This window comes from Streptomyces sp. LHD-70 (genome assembly GCF_031157275.1).
Classification (GTDB): Bacteria; Actinomycetota; Actinomycetes; order Streptomycetales; family Streptomycetaceae; genus Streptomyces.
Window position 1 is genome coordinate 70,300 of sequence record NZ_JAVIFW010000011.1, and the last position, 18,436, is coordinate 88,735.

Annotated in this window: 20 protein-coding genes; 11 read left to right on the top strand and 9 right to left on the bottom strand. The window is 71.8% G+C overall.

Features of this window, described 5'->3' with window-relative positions; genetic code table 11:
• Window positions 1–18 precede the first annotated feature (18 nt).
• Entirely contained in the window at window positions 19–2,178 is a 2,160-nt protein-coding gene (gene helR, locus RCO28_RS22390) for an RNA polymerase recycling motor ATPase HelR (RefSeq protein WP_308942989.1), read from the top strand.
• On the opposite strand, the gene RCO28_RS22395 is transcribed toward helR, so the two are convergent.
• On the bottom strand, window positions 2,147–2,776 hold the full coding sequence (locus RCO28_RS22395) for a hypothetical protein (protein WP_308943188.1): 630 nt from the start codon (window positions 2,774–2,776) through the stop codon (window positions 2,147–2,149). The genes helR and RCO28_RS22395 overlap by 32 nt on opposite strands.
• Window positions 2,777–2,944: 168 nt before the next feature.
• On the opposite strand from RCO28_RS22395, the gene RCO28_RS22400 reads away from it, so the two are divergent.
• Window positions 2,945–3,487, top strand: a complete 543-nt coding sequence (locus RCO28_RS22400; RefSeq protein WP_308942990.1) for an MOSC domain-containing protein — start codon at window positions 2,945–2,947, stop codon at window positions 3,485–3,487.
• Between the two features lie 36 nt (window positions 3,488–3,523).
• Here the strand turns inward: RCO28_RS22400 and RCO28_RS22405 are convergent, their stop codons facing one another.
• The 4 genes from RCO28_RS22405 to RCO28_RS22420 all read right to left on the bottom strand — a co-directional run bounded on the left by RCO28_RS22405 (window position 3,524) and on the right by RCO28_RS22420 (window position 6,631).
• Window positions 3,524–4,564, bottom strand: a complete 1,041-nt coding sequence (locus tag RCO28_RS22405) for an NAD(P)-dependent alcohol dehydrogenase (protein ID WP_308942991.1) — start codon at window positions 4,562–4,564, stop codon at window positions 3,524–3,526.
• Between the two features lie 165 nt (window positions 4,565–4,729).
• The gene (locus RCO28_RS22410) at window positions 4,730–5,020 is read right to left on the bottom strand and encodes a hypothetical protein (RefSeq protein ID WP_308942992.1); all 291 of its coding nucleotides are present in this window, start codon (window positions 5,018–5,020) and stop codon (window positions 4,730–4,732) included.
• A gap of 52 nt (window positions 5,021–5,072) precedes the next feature.
• Entirely contained in the window at window positions 5,073–5,684 is a 612-nt protein-coding gene (locus RCO28_RS22415) for a dihydrofolate reductase family protein (RefSeq protein WP_308943189.1), read from the bottom strand.
• Window positions 5,685–5,803: 119 nt separating this feature from the next.
• On the bottom strand, window positions 5,804–6,631 hold the full coding sequence (locus RCO28_RS22420; RefSeq protein ID WP_308942993.1) for a metalloregulator ArsR/SmtB family transcription factor: 828 nt from the start codon (window positions 6,629–6,631) through the stop codon (window positions 5,804–5,806).
• A gap of 262 nt (window positions 6,632–6,893) precedes the next feature.
• On the opposite strand from RCO28_RS22420, the gene RCO28_RS22425 reads away from it, so the two are divergent.
• From RCO28_RS22425 to RCO28_RS22440, 4 genes are all read left to right on the top strand, one after another.
• Window positions 6,894–7,901 carry a mechanosensitive ion channel family protein gene (locus tag RCO28_RS22425; RefSeq protein ID WP_308942994.1) on the top strand — a complete coding sequence of 336 codons (1,008 nt, stop codon included), beginning with the start codon at window positions 6,894–6,896 and terminating at the stop codon, window positions 7,899–7,901.
• A gap of 104 nt (window positions 7,902–8,005) precedes the next feature.
• Complete coding sequence (locus RCO28_RS22430; RefSeq protein ID WP_308942995.1) at window positions 8,006–8,326, top strand: hypothetical protein; 321 nt, start codon at window positions 8,006–8,008, stop codon at window positions 8,324–8,326.
• 139 nt (window positions 8,327–8,465) lie between these two features.
• A complete protein-coding gene (locus tag RCO28_RS22435) occupies window positions 8,466–10,031 on the top strand; it encodes a serine/threonine-protein kinase (protein ID WP_308942996.1) in 1,566 nt (521 codons plus the stop codon).
• A gap of 171 nt (window positions 10,032–10,202) precedes the next feature.
• The gene (locus RCO28_RS22440; protein WP_374991219.1) at window positions 10,203–11,336 is read left to right on the top strand and encodes a substrate-binding domain-containing protein; all 1,134 of its coding nucleotides are present in this window, start codon (window positions 10,203–10,205) and stop codon (window positions 11,334–11,336) included.
• 32 nt (window positions 11,337–11,368) lie between these two features.
• Here the strand turns inward: RCO28_RS22440 and RCO28_RS22445 are convergent, their stop codons facing one another.
• Entirely contained in the window at window positions 11,369–12,634 is a 1,266-nt protein-coding gene (locus RCO28_RS22445) for an erythromycin esterase family protein (protein ID WP_308942998.1), read from the bottom strand.
• A 69-nt stretch (window positions 12,635–12,703) separates the two neighbouring features.
• On the opposite strand from RCO28_RS22445, the gene RCO28_RS22450 reads away from it, so the two are divergent.
• Complete coding sequence (locus RCO28_RS22450; protein WP_308942999.1) at window positions 12,704–13,435, top strand: TioE family transcriptional regulator; 732 nt, start codon at window positions 12,704–12,706, stop codon at window positions 13,433–13,435.
• Window positions 13,436–13,692: 257 nt separating this feature from the next.
• Window positions 13,693–14,577 carry a DUF2993 domain-containing protein gene (locus RCO28_RS22455; protein ID WP_308943000.1) on the top strand — a complete coding sequence of 295 codons (885 nt, stop codon included), beginning with the start codon at window positions 13,693–13,695 and terminating at the stop codon, window positions 14,575–14,577.
• On the opposite strand, the gene RCO28_RS22460 is transcribed toward RCO28_RS22455, so the two are convergent.
• Complete coding sequence (locus RCO28_RS22460) at window positions 14,574–15,173, bottom strand: TetR family transcriptional regulator (protein WP_308943001.1); 600 nt, start codon at window positions 15,171–15,173, stop codon at window positions 14,574–14,576. The two genes, RCO28_RS22455 and RCO28_RS22460, sit on opposite strands and share 4 nt — an antisense overlap.
• A gap of 18 nt (window positions 15,174–15,191) precedes the next feature.
• Complete coding sequence (locus RCO28_RS22465) at window positions 15,192–15,773, bottom strand: sugar O-acetyltransferase (RefSeq protein WP_308943002.1); 582 nt, start codon at window positions 15,771–15,773, stop codon at window positions 15,192–15,194.
• Between the two features lie 228 nt (window positions 15,774–16,001).
• Between RCO28_RS22465 and RCO28_RS22470 the strand changes: the two genes are divergently transcribed.
• On the top strand, window positions 16,002–16,595 hold the full coding sequence (locus tag RCO28_RS22470) for a 3'-5' exonuclease (protein ID WP_308943003.1): 594 nt from the start codon (window positions 16,002–16,004) through the stop codon (window positions 16,593–16,595).
• A 25-nt stretch (window positions 16,596–16,620) separates the two neighbouring features.
• Here the strand turns inward: RCO28_RS22470 and RCO28_RS22475 are convergent, their stop codons facing one another.
• Entirely contained in the window at window positions 16,621–17,079 is a 459-nt protein-coding gene (locus tag RCO28_RS22475) for an Lrp/AsnC family transcriptional regulator (protein WP_308943004.1), read from the bottom strand.
• Between the two features lie 62 nt (window positions 17,080–17,141).
• Here RCO28_RS22475 and RCO28_RS22480 point away from each other — a divergent pair, with 62 nt between their 5' ends.
• Both RCO28_RS22480 and RCO28_RS22485 read left to right on the top strand, forming a co-directional pair.
• Window positions 17,142–17,999: an AzlC family ABC transporter permease gene (locus RCO28_RS22480; protein WP_308943005.1), complete on the top strand. Its 858-nt coding sequence runs from the start codon at window positions 17,142–17,144 to the stop codon at window positions 17,997–17,999.
• The gene (locus RCO28_RS22485; protein WP_308943006.1) at window positions 17,992–18,321 is read left to right on the top strand and encodes an AzlD domain-containing protein; all 330 of its coding nucleotides are present in this window, start codon (window positions 17,992–17,994) and stop codon (window positions 18,319–18,321) included. The genes RCO28_RS22480 and RCO28_RS22485 overlap by 8 nt, the downstream gene beginning before the upstream one ends.
• Window positions 18,322–18,436 lie beyond the last annotated feature (115 nt).

The window sequence follows — 18,436 nt, forward strand, 5'->3', positions numbered from 1 at the left end:
CCTGCGGAAACGGGAGACATGACTCCACTGACCACCAGCGCCTTCGCCCTCCCGGAGAACCTCGCCGCCAAGGCCGACCCGATCCTGATCGCCGCCGACGAGAAGCACTTCGCGGCCGTCTCGGACGGCCTGGAGCAGTCGGTCGCCGAGCTGTCCGAGCAGCTCGACGCCCAGCTGCGGGCTCCGGGCGGGGTCGGGCGCGAGGCGATGGAGCGGGACCAGCAGGTGCGGCGCCTGACCGGCCGCCTGCGCACCCTGCGCCGCTTCGGTCTCGACCTGTGCCTCGGCCGCATCGTCACCGCCGACGACGCGGAGCCCGTGTACATCGGCCGGCTCGGCCTCACCGACCCCTCGGGGCGCCGACTGCTCGTCGACTGGCGCTCCCCCGCCGCCGAGCCGTTCTTCGCGGCGACACACGCCGGCCCGATGGGCCTGGTCAGCCGCCGCCGGTACCGCTGGTCGGGTGGGCGGATCGGCGACTACTGGGACGAGGTGTTCATCGCCGAGGGCCTTGAGGGGCATGCGGCGCTCGACGACCAGTCGGCGTTCGTGGCGAGCCTGGGCGGCGAGCGGTCGAGCCGGATGCGGGACGTGCTCGCCACCATCCAGTCCGACCAGGACGCCATCATCCGGGCCGGTTCGCGGGGCGCGCTCGTCGTCGACGGCGGGCCCGGCACCGGCAAGACCGTGGTCGCCCTGCACCGCACGGCCCACCTGCTCTACTCCGACCCGCGCCTCGGGCACCGCAAGGGCGGCGTCCTGTTCGTCGGTCCGCACCAGTCGTATCTCGCGTACGTGTCGGACGTGCTGCCCAGCCTCGGCGAGGAGGGGGTGCAGACGTGCACGGTGCGGGATCTCGTCGCGGAGGGCGCGAGCGCGGCGGAGGAGACGGATCCGGAGGTGGCGCGCCTGAAGTCGTCCGCGGACATGGTGCGGGCGGTCGAGACGGCCGTGCGGTTCTACGAGGAGCCGCCGACTGAGCCGATGACCGTCCCGACGCCGTGGGCCGAAGTACGGCTCACCGCCGACGACTGGGCGGAGGCGTTCCGCGCGGCCGGGCCGAGCACCCCGCACAACGAGGCGCGGGACGTGGTCTGGGAGGAGCTGGTGACGATCCTGCTCGAACAGGCCCGTCTCGCCGGGCGCGCCGAGGAGGTGACGGAGGAGCAGTTCGGGCGGGTGCTGCGACAGGACCGGGACCTGGTGCGGGCCCTGTCCGGGGCGTGGCCGCTGCTCGAACCCACCGATCTGGTGGGCGACTTGTGGTCGGTGCCCGCGTATCTGCGGATGTGCGCGCCCTGGCTGGAGCGCGAGGACGTACGGAGGCTGCAGCGGGCGGAGCCGCAGGCGTGGACCGTGTCCGACCTGCCGCTGCTCGACGCGGCCCGGCAGCGGCTCGGCGATCCGGAGGCGTCGCGGCGCAGGCGCCGGCACGAGGCCGCGGTGGCCGCCGAGCGGGAGCGGATGGCGGGGGTCATCGAGAACGTGATCGCGGCCGACGCGGACGGCGAGGGCGCGGTGACGATGCTGCGCGGCAAGGACCTGCAGGACAGCCTGGTCGACGAGAGCGCGCTGCCGGCCGTCGAACCGGACCTGCTCGCCGGGCCGTTCGCCCATGTCGTCGTGGACGAGGCGCAGGAGCTGACCGACGCGGAGTGGCAGATGCTGTTGCTGCGCTGCCCGTCGCAGAGCTTCACGATCGTCGGTGACCGGGCGCAGGCCAGGCGCGGTTTCCCGGAGTCGTGGCAGGAGCGGCTGGAACGGGTCGGCCTCGACCGGATCGAGGTCGCGTCGCTGAGCATCAACTACCGCACGCCGGAAGAGGTGATGACGGCGGCGGAGCCGGCGATCCGGGAGGTGCTGCCGGACGCGAACGTGCCGACGTCGATCCGCAGCAGCGGCATCCCCGTCACGTACGGAGCGGTCGGCGAGCTCGACCCGGTCCTGGACGCCTGGCTGGCGGAGCACGCGGAGGGCGTGGCGTGCGTCATCGGCGACGCGGCCTTCGAGGCGAGGCCGCGGGTGCGGTCGCTGACGCCGGAGCTGTCGAAGGGCCTGGAGTTCGACCTGGTGGTGCTGGTGGATCCGAAGTCGTTCGGTACGGGCGTCGAGGGTGCGGTCGACCGGTATGTGGCGATGACTCGGGCTACTCAGCGGATGGTGATTCTCGGGAGTTAGGGACGGCCAGGGCTCTGGCGAGCGCTTCGGTCAATTCCCCTGCCGCGTCGGGGAGTTGCGTGGCGCACCAGGCGGAGGCCAGGCCGTGGAACGCTTGCAGGTCGTGTTCCGCGGCCGCGAGGAGGCGCCGCAGGTCCGTCACCGGGAGGTCGATACGCGGGCTGTCCGCGGCCTCGGCGTCGACGGTCAGCCGGACGGTGTCGCCGAGCCGTTCGGCCAGCGGGGACGGGTCGTGACCGAAGCCCGCGCTGCCGCCGTCGACCACGAGCTGCCAGTCGCCGCGCTCGTCCATGCCGTTGCAGCATCCCGGCACGAGGGTCACGCCGGTCGCGGTGTCCGTGACGCGCAGCCCGCCGGCGGCGAAGAGCGGGTCCAGGGTGAGCAGTCCGTGCAGGAAGCCGCGGACGGGGTCGGTGGGGCGCGGCGGTTCGTCGGCGGCGGGCTCGATGTCGTTGCAGGCGGCGACGGCCATGACGGCGGTCCCGACCTCGGCGGGGGTGAGCGCTCCGCCGAGCGGCAGGAATCCGTACGGCGGCACTTCGGCCACGGGCCACAGGTCGAAGCCGGTGGGGCCGCGGATCTCCAGGACGGGCTGCATCACGATCACCCCGGCATGATGCGGCACGCGCTCGCGACGGCGCACCCGCATTCCCCTGCGGGACCCTGAGGGGGCTTTCCCCCGCAGAGGTCGGTGGCGGTTCTTCGAGGCGTCCGCCGCGGGGCGTTAGGCTCGTGCCCGCTCACCGGCAACGAGGGGGGACGGACCTTGAACGGCACGGTCACGGCGGTCAGCAGCAATGGGGTCCACTCGTTCACGAAGCCCGACCGGGACAGCATCACGTTGCTCGCCGGGCTCGGCGTGGAGGGTGACGTCCATGCCGGGGTGACGGTGAAGCACCGATCGCGGGTCGCCCAGGACCCGACCCAGCCGAATCTGCGTCAAGTGCACCTGATGCATGAGGAGTTGTTCGCCGAGGTCGGCGCGGAGGGGTTCGAGGTGAGGCCCGGTGCTCTCGGGGAGAACATCACCACGCGCGGCCTCGACCTGCTCGCCCTGCCGGTCGGCACGCTGCTGCGGATCGGCGGCGCGGCGGTCGTGGAGGTGACCGGGCTGCGCAATCCGTGTGTGCAGATCGACGCCTTCCAGCAGGGTTTGCTGAAGCAGGTCGTCGGGCGCGACGAGGCCGGGAACCTGGTCCGCAAGGCCGGGATCATGAGCGTCGTACGTACGGGCGGCACGGTGCGCCCCGGCGACCCGGTCACGGTGGAACTCCCCGCTCAGCCGCACCGGCCGCTCGACCGGGTCTGACGCACCGCGCGGCGGGAGCGAGTCCCCCTTCCCCCCTCAGCCGTGGGGCAGGATCACCGCGCGGCCGTCGACCTTCCCGTGGTGCAGCCGCTCGTACGCTTGAGGCGCTTCGTCCAGGCTGTACTTCTCCACGTGCACCTCGACCGCTCCCGCACGGGCCAGGTCGAGCACCTCGATCAGCTCGGCGCGGGTGCCCCAGTAGGGCGAGCAGACCTTGGCCTCGTACGGCACCACGCCGAAGCCGACCGGGAGGGCGCCGCCGCCCAGGCCGACCAGGGTCACGTCACCCTCGACGGCCACCATCGCGCCCGCGGATGCGACCGTCGGCGGGGCGCCCACGAAGTCCAGGACGACCTCCGCTCCCCTGCCCTCGGTCAGCTCGCGCACCACGGTGGCGGCGGCCGCGTCGGACAGGACCGCCTCGTGTGCGCCGACCTCGCGGGCGAGGGCGAGCTTCTCCTCGGTGACGTCCAGGGCGACGACCCGCGCCGCGGTCATGGCGCGCAGCAGCTGGACGGCGACATGGCCGAGCCCGCCCGTGCCGATGACGACGGCCGTACTGCCCGGCAGCAGCTTGGGCAGCGACAGCTTGATCGCGTGGTACGGGGTGAGCCCCGCGTCGGTCAGGGGCACGGCCTGCACCGGGTCGAGGTCGCCCAGCGGGACGAGATGCCGCGGGCTGTCGACGATCATGTGCTCGGCGATGGCGCCGGGGGCGCCGAGCCCGGGCGGTCTGATGCCGAGCTCGGCGGCCCGCAGGCAGTAGTTCTCCTTGCCCTGGGCGCACATGTGGCAGCTGCCGCAGCCCCAGGGGCCGTAGACCGCGACCGCGTCGCCGACCTGGAAGCCGGTGGCACCCGCGCCGAGTGCCTCGACCGTGCCGACGCCCTCGTGGCCGAGGGTCAGGGGCAGTGGGAAGGGCAGTTGCCCGGCGGACCAGCTCATCACGGCGATGTCGGAGTGGCAGACACCGGCCGCGGTGACCTTCAGCAGAACCTCGCCGGGCCCCGGCTCCGGATCGGCGACGGTGACGACCTCGGGGGCGGCGCCCACGGCGCGGTACTGCAGTGCCTTCATGACGCGTTCCTTCCGGCGGCCGGTTCCTAGGAGGGGGCGGGCAGAGGGGAGGGGCCGGGGCGGGCAGAGGGGACGGGCCAGGGCGGCGGGTTGCGCGCACCGGCCCTGTTCATGATGTTGCACCGCGACACCTGCCGCATGGCGAGGCGATGACCGCTCCTCGGCTCAGGGGGTGTCGGGGGTGTCCCCGGACCAGTCCCAGTGGGCGGGGTCGCCGGGGCGCGGGTCGTAGAGCGCCCGGCCGGCGGCGCCGAACCGTCCGAGTTCCGTTTCGAGCGCGACGCCGGTCGTGGCCTCCTGGGGCGTCAGGCCCGTGACGTCCAGAAGCAGGCCGTCGAGCGGGCCGCCGACCAACTGGGCGTAGGTCCGGCCGGGTTGGGGGCCTCTGCGCGGGTCGTCGTGGTCCTGGCCGTAGATGCGGCCGCGGAGCAGCTCCTCTTCCTTGTCCATGTCCATGCGTCCCAGCCTTGCAGCCACCACTGACAACGCGGCCCGTTCCGGCGGCTGGTTACCGTACGCGGTCGTAGACCATGGCCAACTCGCCCAGCTCACCGGTCTCCTGGTGCGCGAGCTTCCACTGCGTGGCGGGCAGGCCGTCGTCGAACAGGCGCTGCCCGCCTCCGGCGATCTCCGGGAAGATCATGAGGTAGAGCCGGTCGATCAGGTCTGCCTCGAGGAGCGGCTTGATCAGGCTCGGGCAGCTGTTGACGAGGATGTCGCCCTCGCCGCTCGCCTTGAGCTCGGCGACGACGTCGGCGGCCGGGGCGTTCACCACGCGGGCGCGCTCCCAGGGTGCTTCGCTCAGGGTGGTCGAGAAGACCACCTTCTCCGTGTCGACCAGCCACTTCGCGTAGCCGCGATCCCGCGGGTCGGCGTGCTCGTCGGCGGCGACCGCGGGCCAGTACCCGAGGAAGCCCTCGGCGTTGACGCGGCCGAGCAGTGCCGTCGTCGCGCCCTCCCAGATGCGGGTGAGCTGGCCCCGGGCGACTTCGCTGGTCACGTACGGGGCGAACATGCTGAAGTCGCCGGGCCCGGCGGGTCCGTGGTAGCGCCCGTCGAGGGAGAGGCTGAGGTTGGCGGTCACGCGGCGGCCGGTGCGCTCGGTCGTTTGCTCGGTCATTTCGTGCTCGGTCATTTCGTGCTCAGTCATCTCGTGCTCGGTCATCCCGTGCTCCTCGTGTCGGTGCTGCGTGCGAGCGTGATCAGGGTCAGGGTCAGGATCAGGGGCCGGTCGTGTCGTCAGTGCTCTGCGCCCTCGGCGGACAGAGCGGCTCCGAGCTTGTCGAGGCTCTGGCCGAAGCCGAGTTCGATGCCGGCGACGAAGTCCGCGGAGTCGACCGCGCTGTCGGTGATGCGGTAGCGGACGTCCAGGTCGGTGCCGGTGGCCGTGCGCCTGAGGGCGAAGTCGACGTGGGCGGTGAACGCGGTGCCGCCGTCGGGCAGGCGCGGGGAGAGCCGGTAGGTGAGGCCCTCGCCGGGGCGGGCCTCTTCGACGACGCCTTCTCCGCGTCCGGCGACCGCATCGGTGCCCGCCGCGTCCTCGACGTCGCGGTACTCCAGGACGATCCGCCCGCCTTGCCGCGCCTCGAAGACCAGCTCGGACACCTTCAGGTCGTCCGGGGTCCACCAGCGGCGGAGCAGGGCGGGCTCGGTCAGATGGCGCCAGACCTGCTCGGGGCCCCCTGCCAGCGGGCGGTGGAAGTCGAAGGTCCGGCCGTCCGCCCAGCCCTGCCGGTCGGCCGCGCCGCGTTCCGCGTCGACGCTGCGCCCGTGGCGCTCGTACGTTTCGTACGCGCCTCCGTCCTGGTCCACGGTGTCCGCGAGGCGGGTCAGTGCGGTGACCAACTCCCGGAGCGGGGCGGAGCGGAGGGTGTAGATGCGGCGCTGGCCGGTGCGCTCCGCCGTGACGAGGCCGGCCCGCTCCAGGGTCTGGAGGTGCTTGGTCGTCTGGGGTTGCCGTGCCTCGGCGAGCTGGGCGAGGACCCCGACGGAGCGGGGCCGCTCGGCCAGCAGGCTCACGAGCCGCCAGCGGACGGGGTCGGCCAGGGCGGAGAGGAGTGCGTCCATGACTATGAGTATTCTCGCACACGAATATTCCTGTCAAGGAATATTCGTGCTCACAAAATATTCGAGATTCCTCGACAGCGCTCCGCACCGGCACAGCCAAGCCCGCACCCCGGCCGCCGCCGCCCCGCCGGGCTCCTCATCCGTTCACCCCGCCTGTACGCGCTCTCCACACTTTTTGACCTCGGCGGAGCCCGGTAAATAGGTTCGGCCTCCTGGCGCCGGGCCCCTGGTGCCGCAGCCATCGATCGAACGGAGCCCTTCCGTGTCATCCGTCGACGCGACCGCGTCGTACCTCCTGAGCAGCCAAGACAACCCGGCCCTCGCCGCCCCGGCATGGCTGCAGGACAACCTCGGCACCCTGGTGGGTGTTCCGCTGCGCATCCTCCTGATCGTGCTGGGGGCGATGCTGGTACGTGTGCTCGCCAAGCGGGCCATCACTCGCGTCGTCGAGCGCGTGCTCCAGAACGGGGGCGACGAGCCCCGCCGGTCCACGCGCGGCCCCGCCGTGCTGCAGCGGGACACGAGCCGCGCGGACGAGCGCCGCGAGCAGCGGGCCCGCACGATCGGCTCGGTGCTCAGCAGCATCGTGACCATCGTGATCGCCGTGATGGGCCTGGCCATGGTCCTGGACCAGATCGGCATCGCGCTCGGCCCGCTCCTCGCCAGCGCGGGCGTGGTCGGTCTGGCGATCGGCTTCGGTGCGCAGAGCCTCGTCGCGGACTACCTCGCGGGCATGCTGATCATGGTCGAGGACCAGTACGGCGTGGGCGACTCGGTCGACCTGGGCGAGGCCGTCGGCGAGGTCGAGCACGTCGGGCTTCGCCTCACGCAGGTCCGCGACCTCAACGGCGGTCTGTGGCACATCCGCAACGGCGAGATCATGCGCGTCCGCAACGACAGCCAGGAGTGGGCCCGCGCGGTCCTCGACGTGTCCGTGGCCTACGACTCCAACCTGGAGACGGTCTTCGACGTCCTGGAGGAGACCGGGCTCGCCCTGCGGAAGAACCCGGACTTCAAGGACGTCCTGCTCGAGGACCCGTCGGTCTGGGGTGTGCAGTCGCTCAGCCCCGACGGCGTCGTCGTCCGCCTCGTCGTGAAGACCGCCCCGCTCAAGCAGTGGGCCATCACGCGCGAGCTGCGCCGCCGCGTCAAGGACGCCCTGGACGACGCCGGCATCGAGATGCCCTTCCCGCAGCGCACGGTCTGGGTACGCGGCGGCGAGAACGCCGACGCCGAGGGCGACCGCCCCTCCATCCCCGCCGGCCGCTGACCCCGCATTCCCTCCTCCCCGGTTCCCCCGCCCGCGCACGTCGCCGGGCGGGGGAATCTGCTTCGGGGGCCGGGTTGTTGGGGGGGGTGTTCGGGGGCCGGGAGTTGACCGAGGGCAACGTCCTCTTCCTGCACCGGAGTTGGACGGGACGCGGCATCTACGAGGCGACCTTCGCGCCCGCGCCCGACGGCGGCCGGCGGATCGTCGCCGCCGTGGTCGAGGGCGACCGGGCACACTACAAGCCGACGAGTGACGCCTACGACCGCCTGATGCTGGAACTCGTCGTCAGCGCAGTCATCCTGGGCGAACCCGCCGCTGAACTCCGAGCGCAGTTGCGCGAGTCGACCCTCGCGAAGTCCCCTCGCCCGGACGGCGACCGCGCGGCGGCCGCCCAGGAGCACAGCGCGCTGGGGCAGCAGCCCTGAGGCAGGCAAGGACCCGGCTCAGGCAGGACTCGTTCGCGTCGGCGCCGAGAATCAGCGGCCCCGCGCGGATCGCGTACGGCGGGTTCGGTAGCGTTCCTGCGTTCGGTGTGGGTGTACGGGGGCGAGGTACGGCAGGTCCATGAACGAGTCCGGCGCGCAGTTGGCGCGTGTGCAGGCGCTCACCCCGGACGATCCGGAGCGGGTCGGCGGCTTTTCGCTGCGGGGTCGGATCGGCAGTGGCGGGATGGGCCAGGTGTATCTCGCGTACACGCCGGGCGGCCGGGCGGTGGCCGTGAAGGTCGTACGGCAGGAGCTCAGCGAGGACGAGGGGTTCCGGCGGCGGTTCCGGCGGGAGGTGCGGGCGGCGGAGCGGGTGGACGGGCTGTTCACCGCGGCCGTCCTGGACAGTGACACGGAGGCGGCCCGGCCCTGGCTGGCGACCGCGTACGTGCCGGGTCCCTCGCTCGCCGAGGCCGTCGCACGGTTCGGTGCGCTGCCCGTGGACTCGGTGCTGCTGCTCGTCGCGGGTGTCGCCGAGGCGCTGCAGTCCGTGCACCGGGCGGGCCTCGTGCACCGGGACCTCAAGCCGTCCAACGTGCTGCTTGCCGCCGACGGGCCGCGCGTCATCGACTTCGGCATCGCCCGCGCCACCGAGGCCACGCTCCTGACCGCCGGTGGGTACGTGGTCGGCACGCCCGCGTACATGGCGCCCGAACAGGCCCTGGGCGGGCGTGACGTGGGACCGGCCACCGATGTGTTCGCGCTCGGACAGCTCGCGGTGTTCGCGGCGACGGGCACACCGGCGTTCGGCGACGGCAGCGCGCAGGCCCTGCTCTACCGCGTGGTGCACGAACCGCCCGAGCTGTCCGGCGTCCCGGCGCCGCTGTACGACCTCGTGGCCCGCTGCCTCGCCAAGGACCCGGCCGACAGGCCCGCGCTCGCGGAGGTCATGGCGGCCTGCGGTACGGCGGTCGAGGCGCGGGGTCTGCGCCGGCCCGAGCAGTGGCTGCCGCCCGCCCTCGCCGAGGCGTTCCCGGTCGCGGCTCCCGGGCCGGAGGGGACCCCGGTGGCGGTCGCGGGGTTCGATGAGGTGTCCACCACGCCTGCCAAGCCGTCCGGTGACCGACCCGCCCGGCGCCGCAGGCCGCTGCTCCTCGCGGCAGGCTGCGCGGCGCTGGTGCTCGCGGCCGGGGCGGGGTACGCGCTGGCGCCGGACGACGGGCGGCGGACCAACGCCGTGGACAACAGCCCTGCCACGGACGGCGACCCGGCGACCGCCCCGCCCGGCCCCGCCGAGCAGACCGAGCAACCCCGCCCCCGGCCGGAGCCCTCCGAGCCCACGGTCCAGGGCACCGTACGACTCCCCCACGGCTGGCATCTCCACCTGGACGGCGAGCCTCTGGAGCCGGTCCGTTCCGGCGCCTGGAACAAGGACGAGATCGACTTCCGCTACCACTCCGAGCGGCTGCGTACCCGCGACGGCAATCGCCTCGCGCTGCTCCCGGCCGATCGCAAGGGTTCCCTCGAGGTGTGCCGGAAGCAGGCGGCGTACACGAAGAACATCGACCTGGCCGACGCCGGAACGGGCCGCCAGATCTGCCTCTTCACGCAGGACGGCCACGCGGCACTCGTCACGATGCGCGCCCCGGCGCCCGCCGAGCAGGCCACGTTCGCCGTCTCCGTCTGGCGGAACGCCGTGAAGTGACCGTGGGGCCGGGCGGCCGCGTGCCCCTGTGCCGTGGACGCCGCTTCACCCGGCGAACGCCGGAACCCGGTTCGGTTGCGTTGTGGCTTCACCTCTTGACTCGGGTGGGGTGACCGAGTTGGCTGCCCTCCATTCGGCCGTAATGTCGCGGCCATCTCAGGGAGGCACCCCATGAACACGCGCATGCGATGCGCAGCCGCAACCTGCATCGCATCCGTCCAGCTGGTCACTCTCACAGCGTGCGGCGGCATGCTGCCCGGGAGCGAGAGCACCAGCAGCCCGGAAGCGACGAAGGGCGACGACGTGACGATCGGCCTGCTGCTCCCGGAGAAGGACACGGCCCGGTACGAGAAGTTCGACCGGCCCATCATCGAGCAGCAGGTCGAGGAGCTCACGAACGGCCAGGGCCGCCTCGTGTACGCGAACGCCGATCAGGACCCGAAGCGGCAGAGCCGGCAGATGCGCTCGATGATCGCCGACAGGGTGGACACGATCGTCGTGGACCCGGTCGACGCCCACGCCATCGCCCCTTCCGTACGGGCCGCCAAGAAGACGGGCGTCAACGTCATCGCGTACGACCGCCTCGCGGAGGGGCCGATCGACGCGTACATCGGCTTCGACAACCAGCTGGTCGGCGAGGTCCAGGGCAAGTCGATCCTGGACGCGCTCGGGGACGACGCGACGAAGAAGAGCAAGATCGTGATGATCAACGGCTCGCCGACCGACCCGAACAGCGCGCAGCTGGAGGCCGGTGCGACCAGCCGCCTCAAGCTCACGGTGACGATCGCCAAGTCGTACGACACGGCGGGCTGGAAGCCTTCGAACGCCAAGGAGCACATGGAGCGGGCGATCGCCGAGCTCGGTGCCGAGAACATCGCGGCGGTCTACTCGGCCAACGACGGCATGGCCGGTGGCATCATCGAAGCCCTGAAGGACTCCGGCGTCGGCACGCTGCCGCCGGTCACCGGCCAGGATGCCGAACTCGCCGCCGTCCGGCGGATCCTGACAGGTGATCAGTACATGAGTGTGTACAAGCCCTATACGGAGGAGGCCGCGACGGCCGCCGAGATGGCGGTGCGGATCTCGCAGGGGCGCGACATCGAGTTCGAGGCGATGACGGCCGACCGCGTGGACAGCCCGACCGCCAAGGACATCCGGGCGCACACAGTGGTGGTGGAGCCGCTGACCCGCAAGAACATCAAGAGCACGGTCATCAAGGACGGCATCTTCAAGGTGTCGGACATCTGCACGGCGAAGTACGCGGCGGCGTGCGCGGAGGCCGGGTTGACGAAGGGGACCGACTGAGGGACGACGCCCCCCAACGGGGGAGACGGGCCCTACCGCTGCGGTACGTCCTTGACGAAGACGACGCCGTCGATGCTCTCCAAGTGGGCCGGGTCCAGCGGGGCGTAGCCGAACCACGGGGAGACCCGGGGGTGGGGGCGCTGGTCGCCGAGGGCGGTGGCGAGGCGGGCGGTGTCCAGGAGGCACTGCTCCAGCGGGAGGCCTTCCCGGTCCGGGGGGCGGTGCTCCTCCGGGAGGGCGTACAGGAGTCCTTCGAGGGTGTCCGGCGGCGGGGCGTCCACTCCCTGGTGCCGGATGGTGCCGAGCGCCGTGGCCAGGAAGGCGTACTCCTCGCCGAGGCGTGCGCTGACCAGCGCACCGGCGCTCCACCACTCCACGAGCGGCTGATCCCACATGCGCATCGAGCTCTTCTCGCGCTGGAGATGGGAGTTCTGCGCGTGGACGAGCACCGTTCCGCGCTCGGCCAGGGCGAGGAGGTTGCCGGCCATCATGTGGTCCCGTACGCCGATGAGACGGGACATGCGGATCGGTGAGGTGTCGGCCATCCAGTGGTGGTAGCGCAGGAGGCCGGTCGCGGTGCGCGCGTGCAGGTGTGCCCGGTCCTGGTCGTCCGGGGTGGAGGTGGCGAGCAGGTGCGGGGCGTTCGCTTCGAGGAGGGTGGTCAAGTCGTCGGCGTACAGGCGTAGTTGGCGGGCCTCGGGCGACTGGCCCACGGAGCGTGCCGGGTCCCTCATCGCCGCGGGCTCGGTCCAGCGGTCGTCGGTGCCGAGCAGGTCGTCGAGGGTCTCCGCCGTGCAGGGCAGGAGGTTGGCGGGCAGGTGGGCCGCGAGGTGGCCGTGCAGGGCCAGGAGCGCCTGGCGGGGGCTCTCGGCGTGGGTGATCTCCAGCGGGCCGTCGAAGCCGGCGAAGCGGAGGCGGTCGGAGGCGGGGCGGCCGTCGCGGTCGGCCTGGACGTTGTACGCGCGCATCCAGCGCACGAGTGCGCGGTTGGCGGCCGACGCGCCCCAGCCGTGGCTGAAGCCGTGCGCCATGACCTCGTCGAGGGTGCCGGTTCCGGAGGTGACGTACGCGTCCACGGCCAGGCCCCGCAGGCAGTCGCTCTCCAGCGCGATCGTCCGGTAGCCCGCCTGCTCGACGAGCTGCCGGAACAGGTCGTTGCGCAGGTCGAGCAGCGAGTCCTCGCCGTGGGTGGGCTCGCCGAGGCCGAGGACGCGGGGCCGGGTGGGGAGCAGGTTCAGGACGGCGGCGGCGTCGAGGGCATGGGTTGCTTCGGTGATTTCCTGGATGTCGGTGGCCATGCCTTCAACGCTATCGTTGAACCTCCGGTGGAAACTTTTGCTGAGTGTGATGGAGGATCGGGCGGGTTCATGGCGGACAACCCTCAAACCCGGGTGCGGCTGCGGCCGGTGGATCTGGCGCGCGAGCACGGTCTGTCCACGCAGGCGGTGCGCAACTACGAGGAGTCCGGCATCCTCCCGCCCGCCGACCGCACCGCGTCCGGGTACCGCACGTACACCCCCGTGCACGCGAGTGCCCTGCGCGCTTTCCTCGCGCTGGCCCCCGGCCATGGTCACCCCACGGCCGCTTCGATCATGCGGGCCGTGAACGAGGGCGCCGACGAGGAGGCGTACCGACTGATCGACGAGAGTCACGCCCAACTCCTCGACGACCGGCGGACGTTGAGGGCGGTGGAGCACGCGCTGCGCGACCTCGAAGCCATGCGGCCGAGCGGCGACGGCGGCACTCCCCCGTCCGGCGACACCTTCATCGGCCCGCTGGCACACCGCCTTGGCATCCGTCCCGCGACGCTCCGCAAGTGGGAGCGCGCCGGACTGGTCAGCCCGCGCCGCGATCCGCGCACGGGGTATCGCGTGTACGACGAGGCCGACGTACGGGACGCCCGCCTCGCCCACCAACTCCGGCGCGGCGGCCACCTGTTGGAGCAGATCGCCCCGCTGATCGCCCAGGTGCGCGCGGCCGGCGGACTCGAGCCGTTGGAGGGCGCCCTGTCGGACTGGCACGGCCGTCTGTCCGCCCGCGGCCGGGCCATGCTGACGGGCGCCGCCGAGCTGGACACGTACCTGCGGGAACGCGGTTGAGGCCCGCGCGGGCGCGTTTGAACGCGAACGCCGCGCTGTGATCGCATGAGCCGGTGATTGCGAACGGACAAGGACAGCCCGAGGACGACGCCACCACCCGGATACCGGGGGCCCGGACCTCCCGGGAGAGCGCCGGTACGGACGGGGACGCCGGTACCGGGGAGGCGAAACGGGCGGCTGCGGACGGCAGTTCGGCGTCGGCCGCCACGGATCGCGTGAAGCGTCGGCGCAGGCTGCGCAGGATCCGGAAGACTGTGGTGTCACTGGTCGTTCTGCTCGCGTTCCTCGCGCTCGGGGACCGCTGGGCCGTGCTCTACGCGGAGAATCTCGCGGCGCAGGAGGTGCGGAACGCCCTGAAGTTGCGGGCCGAGCCCGAGGTGCACATCGACAGCTTCCCGTTCGTCGCGCAGGTGGCGACGGGCGGCCTGGACCGTGTCGAGGTCAACGTTCCCGATGTGGCCGCCGGTCCGGTCTCCGTGGCGCAGGTGAAGGTGGGCGTGGACGACATCCGGCTCGTCGGCAGCCTGCCCGGCTCGGTGAAGGGCGCCGTGCTCGGCCGGGTGCGCGGCGAGGTGTTCCTGGCGTTCGACGACCTGAACCGTGAAGTGGGCGCGTCCCAGGTGAAGTTGACGCCCGGTCGGCAGCAGAACGTGGTGTTCGCGCGCGGCGACATGCCGGTGGCCGGGAAGCAGGTCAAGGTGCGGGCACGTGCCGAGGTGCGGCGCACCGGCGACCGCGGCGTGACGATGAAGGTCGCCGACGCCCGTCTCGTCGTACCGGGCCTGCTGACGTACACCCCCGGCAAGGGCGGCGGTCTGCGGCTTGCGGCACCCGCGGCGGGCAAGGTGGACGAGGGTGCGCTGCGGGAGGCGACGGGCCGGCCGACGCGCGCCGACCAGCTCCTCAAGGGCCGGGCCCTGGACGCTCTCGTCGAGCATCCCTCGCTCCTGGAGCCCACGGGCATCGACCCGGCACTGGTCGCGGGGCTGCGGAAGGTGCGGGAGCCGAAGGTCGCGGAGGCGATGGAGTTCGACGCGCGGCTGCCGGACGACCTGCCGGTCGACCTTCGGCTGCGGGAGCTGTCGGTGGCCGAGGACGGTGTGGTGGCGAAGCTGTCCGGCCGGGACGTGTTGGTGGGTTAGCGGCCGGAGGCGGAGGCGGGGCCGGTCGTGGGGGGCGCGACGGTCGTGGGGGGCGTGACCGTCGTGATGCGCCGGATCGCCTGACGCGTCAGGGCGCGGTCGTGCGGGGCCGGGTCGAGGGCGCGGTGCAGGGTCAACCCCTCGATGAGCGCGTCGAGTTGGCGTGCGGTCTCCGGGTCGAAGTGCTGTTCCAGGCGTTGCCGGCTGCGGCGCATCCAGGACTGGGTGAGTTTGCGGTACTCGGGGCGGCGGGCGGCCAGGGTGTAGAGCTCCTGGGTGAGGACCAGGTCGCGGCGGGGCCCTTCGGACAGCGTGTGGACGAGGTCCGTGACGGCTTCGCAGGCCTCCTCCGCCGTGGTGGCGCGGCCGAGGTGCTCCTCGAAGACGGTCACGAAGTGGTCCGCGAAGCCGGTGAAGGCCTCGCGCAGCAGTTCGTCGATGCCGGAGAAGTGGTACGTCATCGAGCCGAGGGGCACCCCGGCGCGGGTGGCGATCTTGCGGTGGGAGACGCCCGCGACGCCTTCCTCGGCGATGTGGTCGAGGGCGGCGGCGAGGATGCGTGCGCGCCGCTGCGGGTCCGCGTGTCCGGTGGCCATGATGTGCTCCCGAGTTCCTCAGATACTGCGGATCGGACGGGCCGGGTTGCCCACGGCGACGACACCGGCGGGGATGTCCTTGGTGACCACCGCTCCGGCGCCGATGACGCTGTTGTCGCCGATGGTCACGCCGGGGCAGACGATGACTCCGCCGCCGAGCCAGACGTTGTCCCCGATGGTGATGGGCTGCGCCGCCTCCAGCTTGTCCCGCCTCGGTTCGGGCTCCACCGGGTGGGTGGGCGTGAGGAGTTGGACGTTCGGGCCGATCAGGCAGTCGTCGCCGATGGTGATCGCGGCGACGTCGAGGGCGGTCAGGTGGTAGTTGACGAAGGTGCGCGCGCCGATGGTGATGTTGCTGCCGAGGTCGACGTACAGCGGTGGCCGCAGGTCCACGTCCTCGCCCACCTCGGCGAGCAGCTCTTCGAGTACGGACCTGGCCTTGGGCGGGTCCTCCAGGTAGTGCTCCTGGTACTGGGCGGTGAGGCGCATCGCGCGCTGCACGCGGCGGCCGATCTCCGGGTCGTCGGCGATGTAGAGGTCGCCCGCGAGCATCCGCTCCAGGTTGGTCCGCGGGTCGTCGGCAAAGTGGTCCGTCGGCATGGGGACGACCGTACACCTTGGAAGGTACGACCGTACGCTCGCGTGGGGGCCCAAGTGCCGTCCTTCCCACCGGTTGCCTTGCGCGTACGGGCTCGGGCATTGACCGGAAGTGGACGGCAGGTGCCGGTGGGCCGTGCTTCCCTGGAACGGACGGTGTCCACGGGCGCCGATCCGGCGTCGGCCCCGGAGAATGCGTTCCGAGCCCTCCCACCAAGGAGCACGGAGACTGTGACGACATTCGTTCTGTTCGACCTGGAGTTCACGTCCTGGCCCGGCGCGCTGGAGCGGGACTGGGCGGAGCCCGGTCAGTTGCGGGAGATCGTGCAGATCGGGGCGCTGCGGCTGGACGAGCAGTACGCCGTGGTCGAGGAGTTCGAGACACTCGTCCGCCCGGTGACGAACCCTCGGCTCTCGCCCTACTTCACCGAACTCACGGGAATCCAGCAGGAGCAGGTGGACCTCGAAGGGGTCGCGCCGGCCCGGGCGTTGGGCGACTTCCTGGGGTTCTGCCAGGACCAGTCCGTGCTCTCGTACGGCAACGACATGGTCGTACTCGGCGAGAACGTCGGCTGGGTCCGGGCCCGCGGAGAAGAGCTGAAGCGCAGCTGGCTCGCGGCGCGATTCCTCAACGTACGGCCGTGGTTGAACCATGTCGCACCCCCGACGGCGACGGCGAACGTGGGCCGCCTGTGGCAGGTGCTCGGCCTGCCCAAGCCCGGCTCGGGCCAGGAGCATTCGGCCCTCTTCGACTGCTACTCGCTCGCGGCGGCCCTCAGGCATCTGCGTTCGGTCGGGGCGACTCTGCCGGACGGGTTTCTGTAGGGTCCAGGCTTGTGCGGCGAGGGGTTTACGGGCCGCCCTTGATCCGCTTCATGGTGAGGTGGGAGACCACCCGCAGTACGCACGCCTGAGCGCTCAACTTGTCGGTGAGGAAGACCTCGTAGGCCGCGTGGTCGGCGACGGCGACGCGGATGAAGTAGTCGGGGCGGCCGAACATCCGGCGGAACTCCACGACCTCCTCGAAGGACGTCACCGTCTCCTCGAACTCCAGGAACGTCCTGCGGTCGTTCGCGCTGACCTCGACGTCGATGAGCACGTCCAGGCCGCGGCCGAGCGCTGCGGGGTCGATGACGGCCCGGTATCCGGAGATCGCGCCGCTCTCCTCCAGGCGCTTCACACGGCGAAGGCAGGGCGGCGGAGTCAGCCCGACCCGCTTCGCCAGTTCGACATTGGTCAGACGCCCGTCCTGGCTGAGGTGAAACAAAATTTCGCTGTCGATCTCATCGATAGGAACTTCATTGCTCATGCAGAGATCATACGGCCATTATCAGCAACCAAATTAGGCGGAATCTTTCCTAAAATTGCGGCATGCCCATACGTACACCGGTCGTCGGCGAACCCGCCCGGCCCGTCGACCGTCAGCTGGTCGCCGAGCCGTCGACGGCCTCTGCAGCACCGCTGATACCCGCGCCCCGAACGACCGCGCCCGCTGCCCCTGCCCCCGTCCCGGCCCCGGCCGCGCCGCCCGCCGCGCTCGCGGCGCTCAAGGACTCGGCCACCGTGGGCCTGGCCCTCGTGCCGCTCGGGCTCGCCTTCGGCGTGCTCATCGCCCAGGCCGACCTGGACTGGTGGTGGGCGACCGCGTTCACCGCGTTCATCTACGCCGGGTCGTTCGAGTTCCTGCTCATCGGCCTGGTCACGGCCGTCGCGCCGTTGGCGACCGTGGCGCTGACCGCCTTCCTGGTCAACATCCGACATGTCTTCTATGCGCTGTCCTTCCCGCTGCACCGCGTCAACGGCCGGGCGGCGAAGGCGTACAGCACGTTCGCCCTCACCGACGAGGCGTTCGCGCTCGCCACCAGCGAGCGGGCCCGCTCCTGGTCGGGGCGGCGCACGGTGTTCCTGCAGCTGTACATGCACCTGTACTGGGTCGGCGGAGCCACCCTCGGCGGGCTGCTCGGCTCCCTCGTGCCCGAGGGGCTCACGGGGCTCGACTTCGCGCTCACCGCCCTGTTCACCGTCCTCGCCCTCGACGCGATCCGGGACCGGCTCGACGACCTGCCCACGCCCGCGCTCGCCCTGCTCAGCGCGGTGGCCGCCCGTGTCCTCCTGCCCTCCCAGATGATGCTCGCCGCCTGCTCGCTGTTCGCCGTCGCGCTGATGGCACGGCACTTCATGACCCGGCGTTCCGCCGGCCGCGCCCAGGGGACGGAGCGTCATGCCTGAGACGCCCTATCTGCTGGCCGCCGTCGCGGTCTCCGCCGTCATCACGTGGGGCCTGCGCGCCCTGCCGTTCGCCGCCCTCGCGCCACTGCGCGCGAGCAGCACCGTGCAGTACCTGAGTACGCGCATGCCGGCGGGGATCATGGTGATCCTGCTCGTGTACTGCCTGCGCGATCTGCCCGTGACCGAGACGCGGGTCCTCGCGCCGCTGATCGCCCTGGCGGTCACCGTCGGGCTGCATCTGTGGCGGCGCAACGCGCTCCTGAGCATCCTCGGCGGCACCGCCGTGCATGTGGTCCTGGCCAGCGTGGTCTTCGCGCACTGAGCTTTGCCGGTCTGCCGCCTTGCCGCCCTGGCGCCCTGGCGCCCTGTCGCCCTGTCGCCCTGTCGCCCTGTCGCCCTGCCGTCGAACGCCGTCCGCTTCGGCTGAACTACCTGTT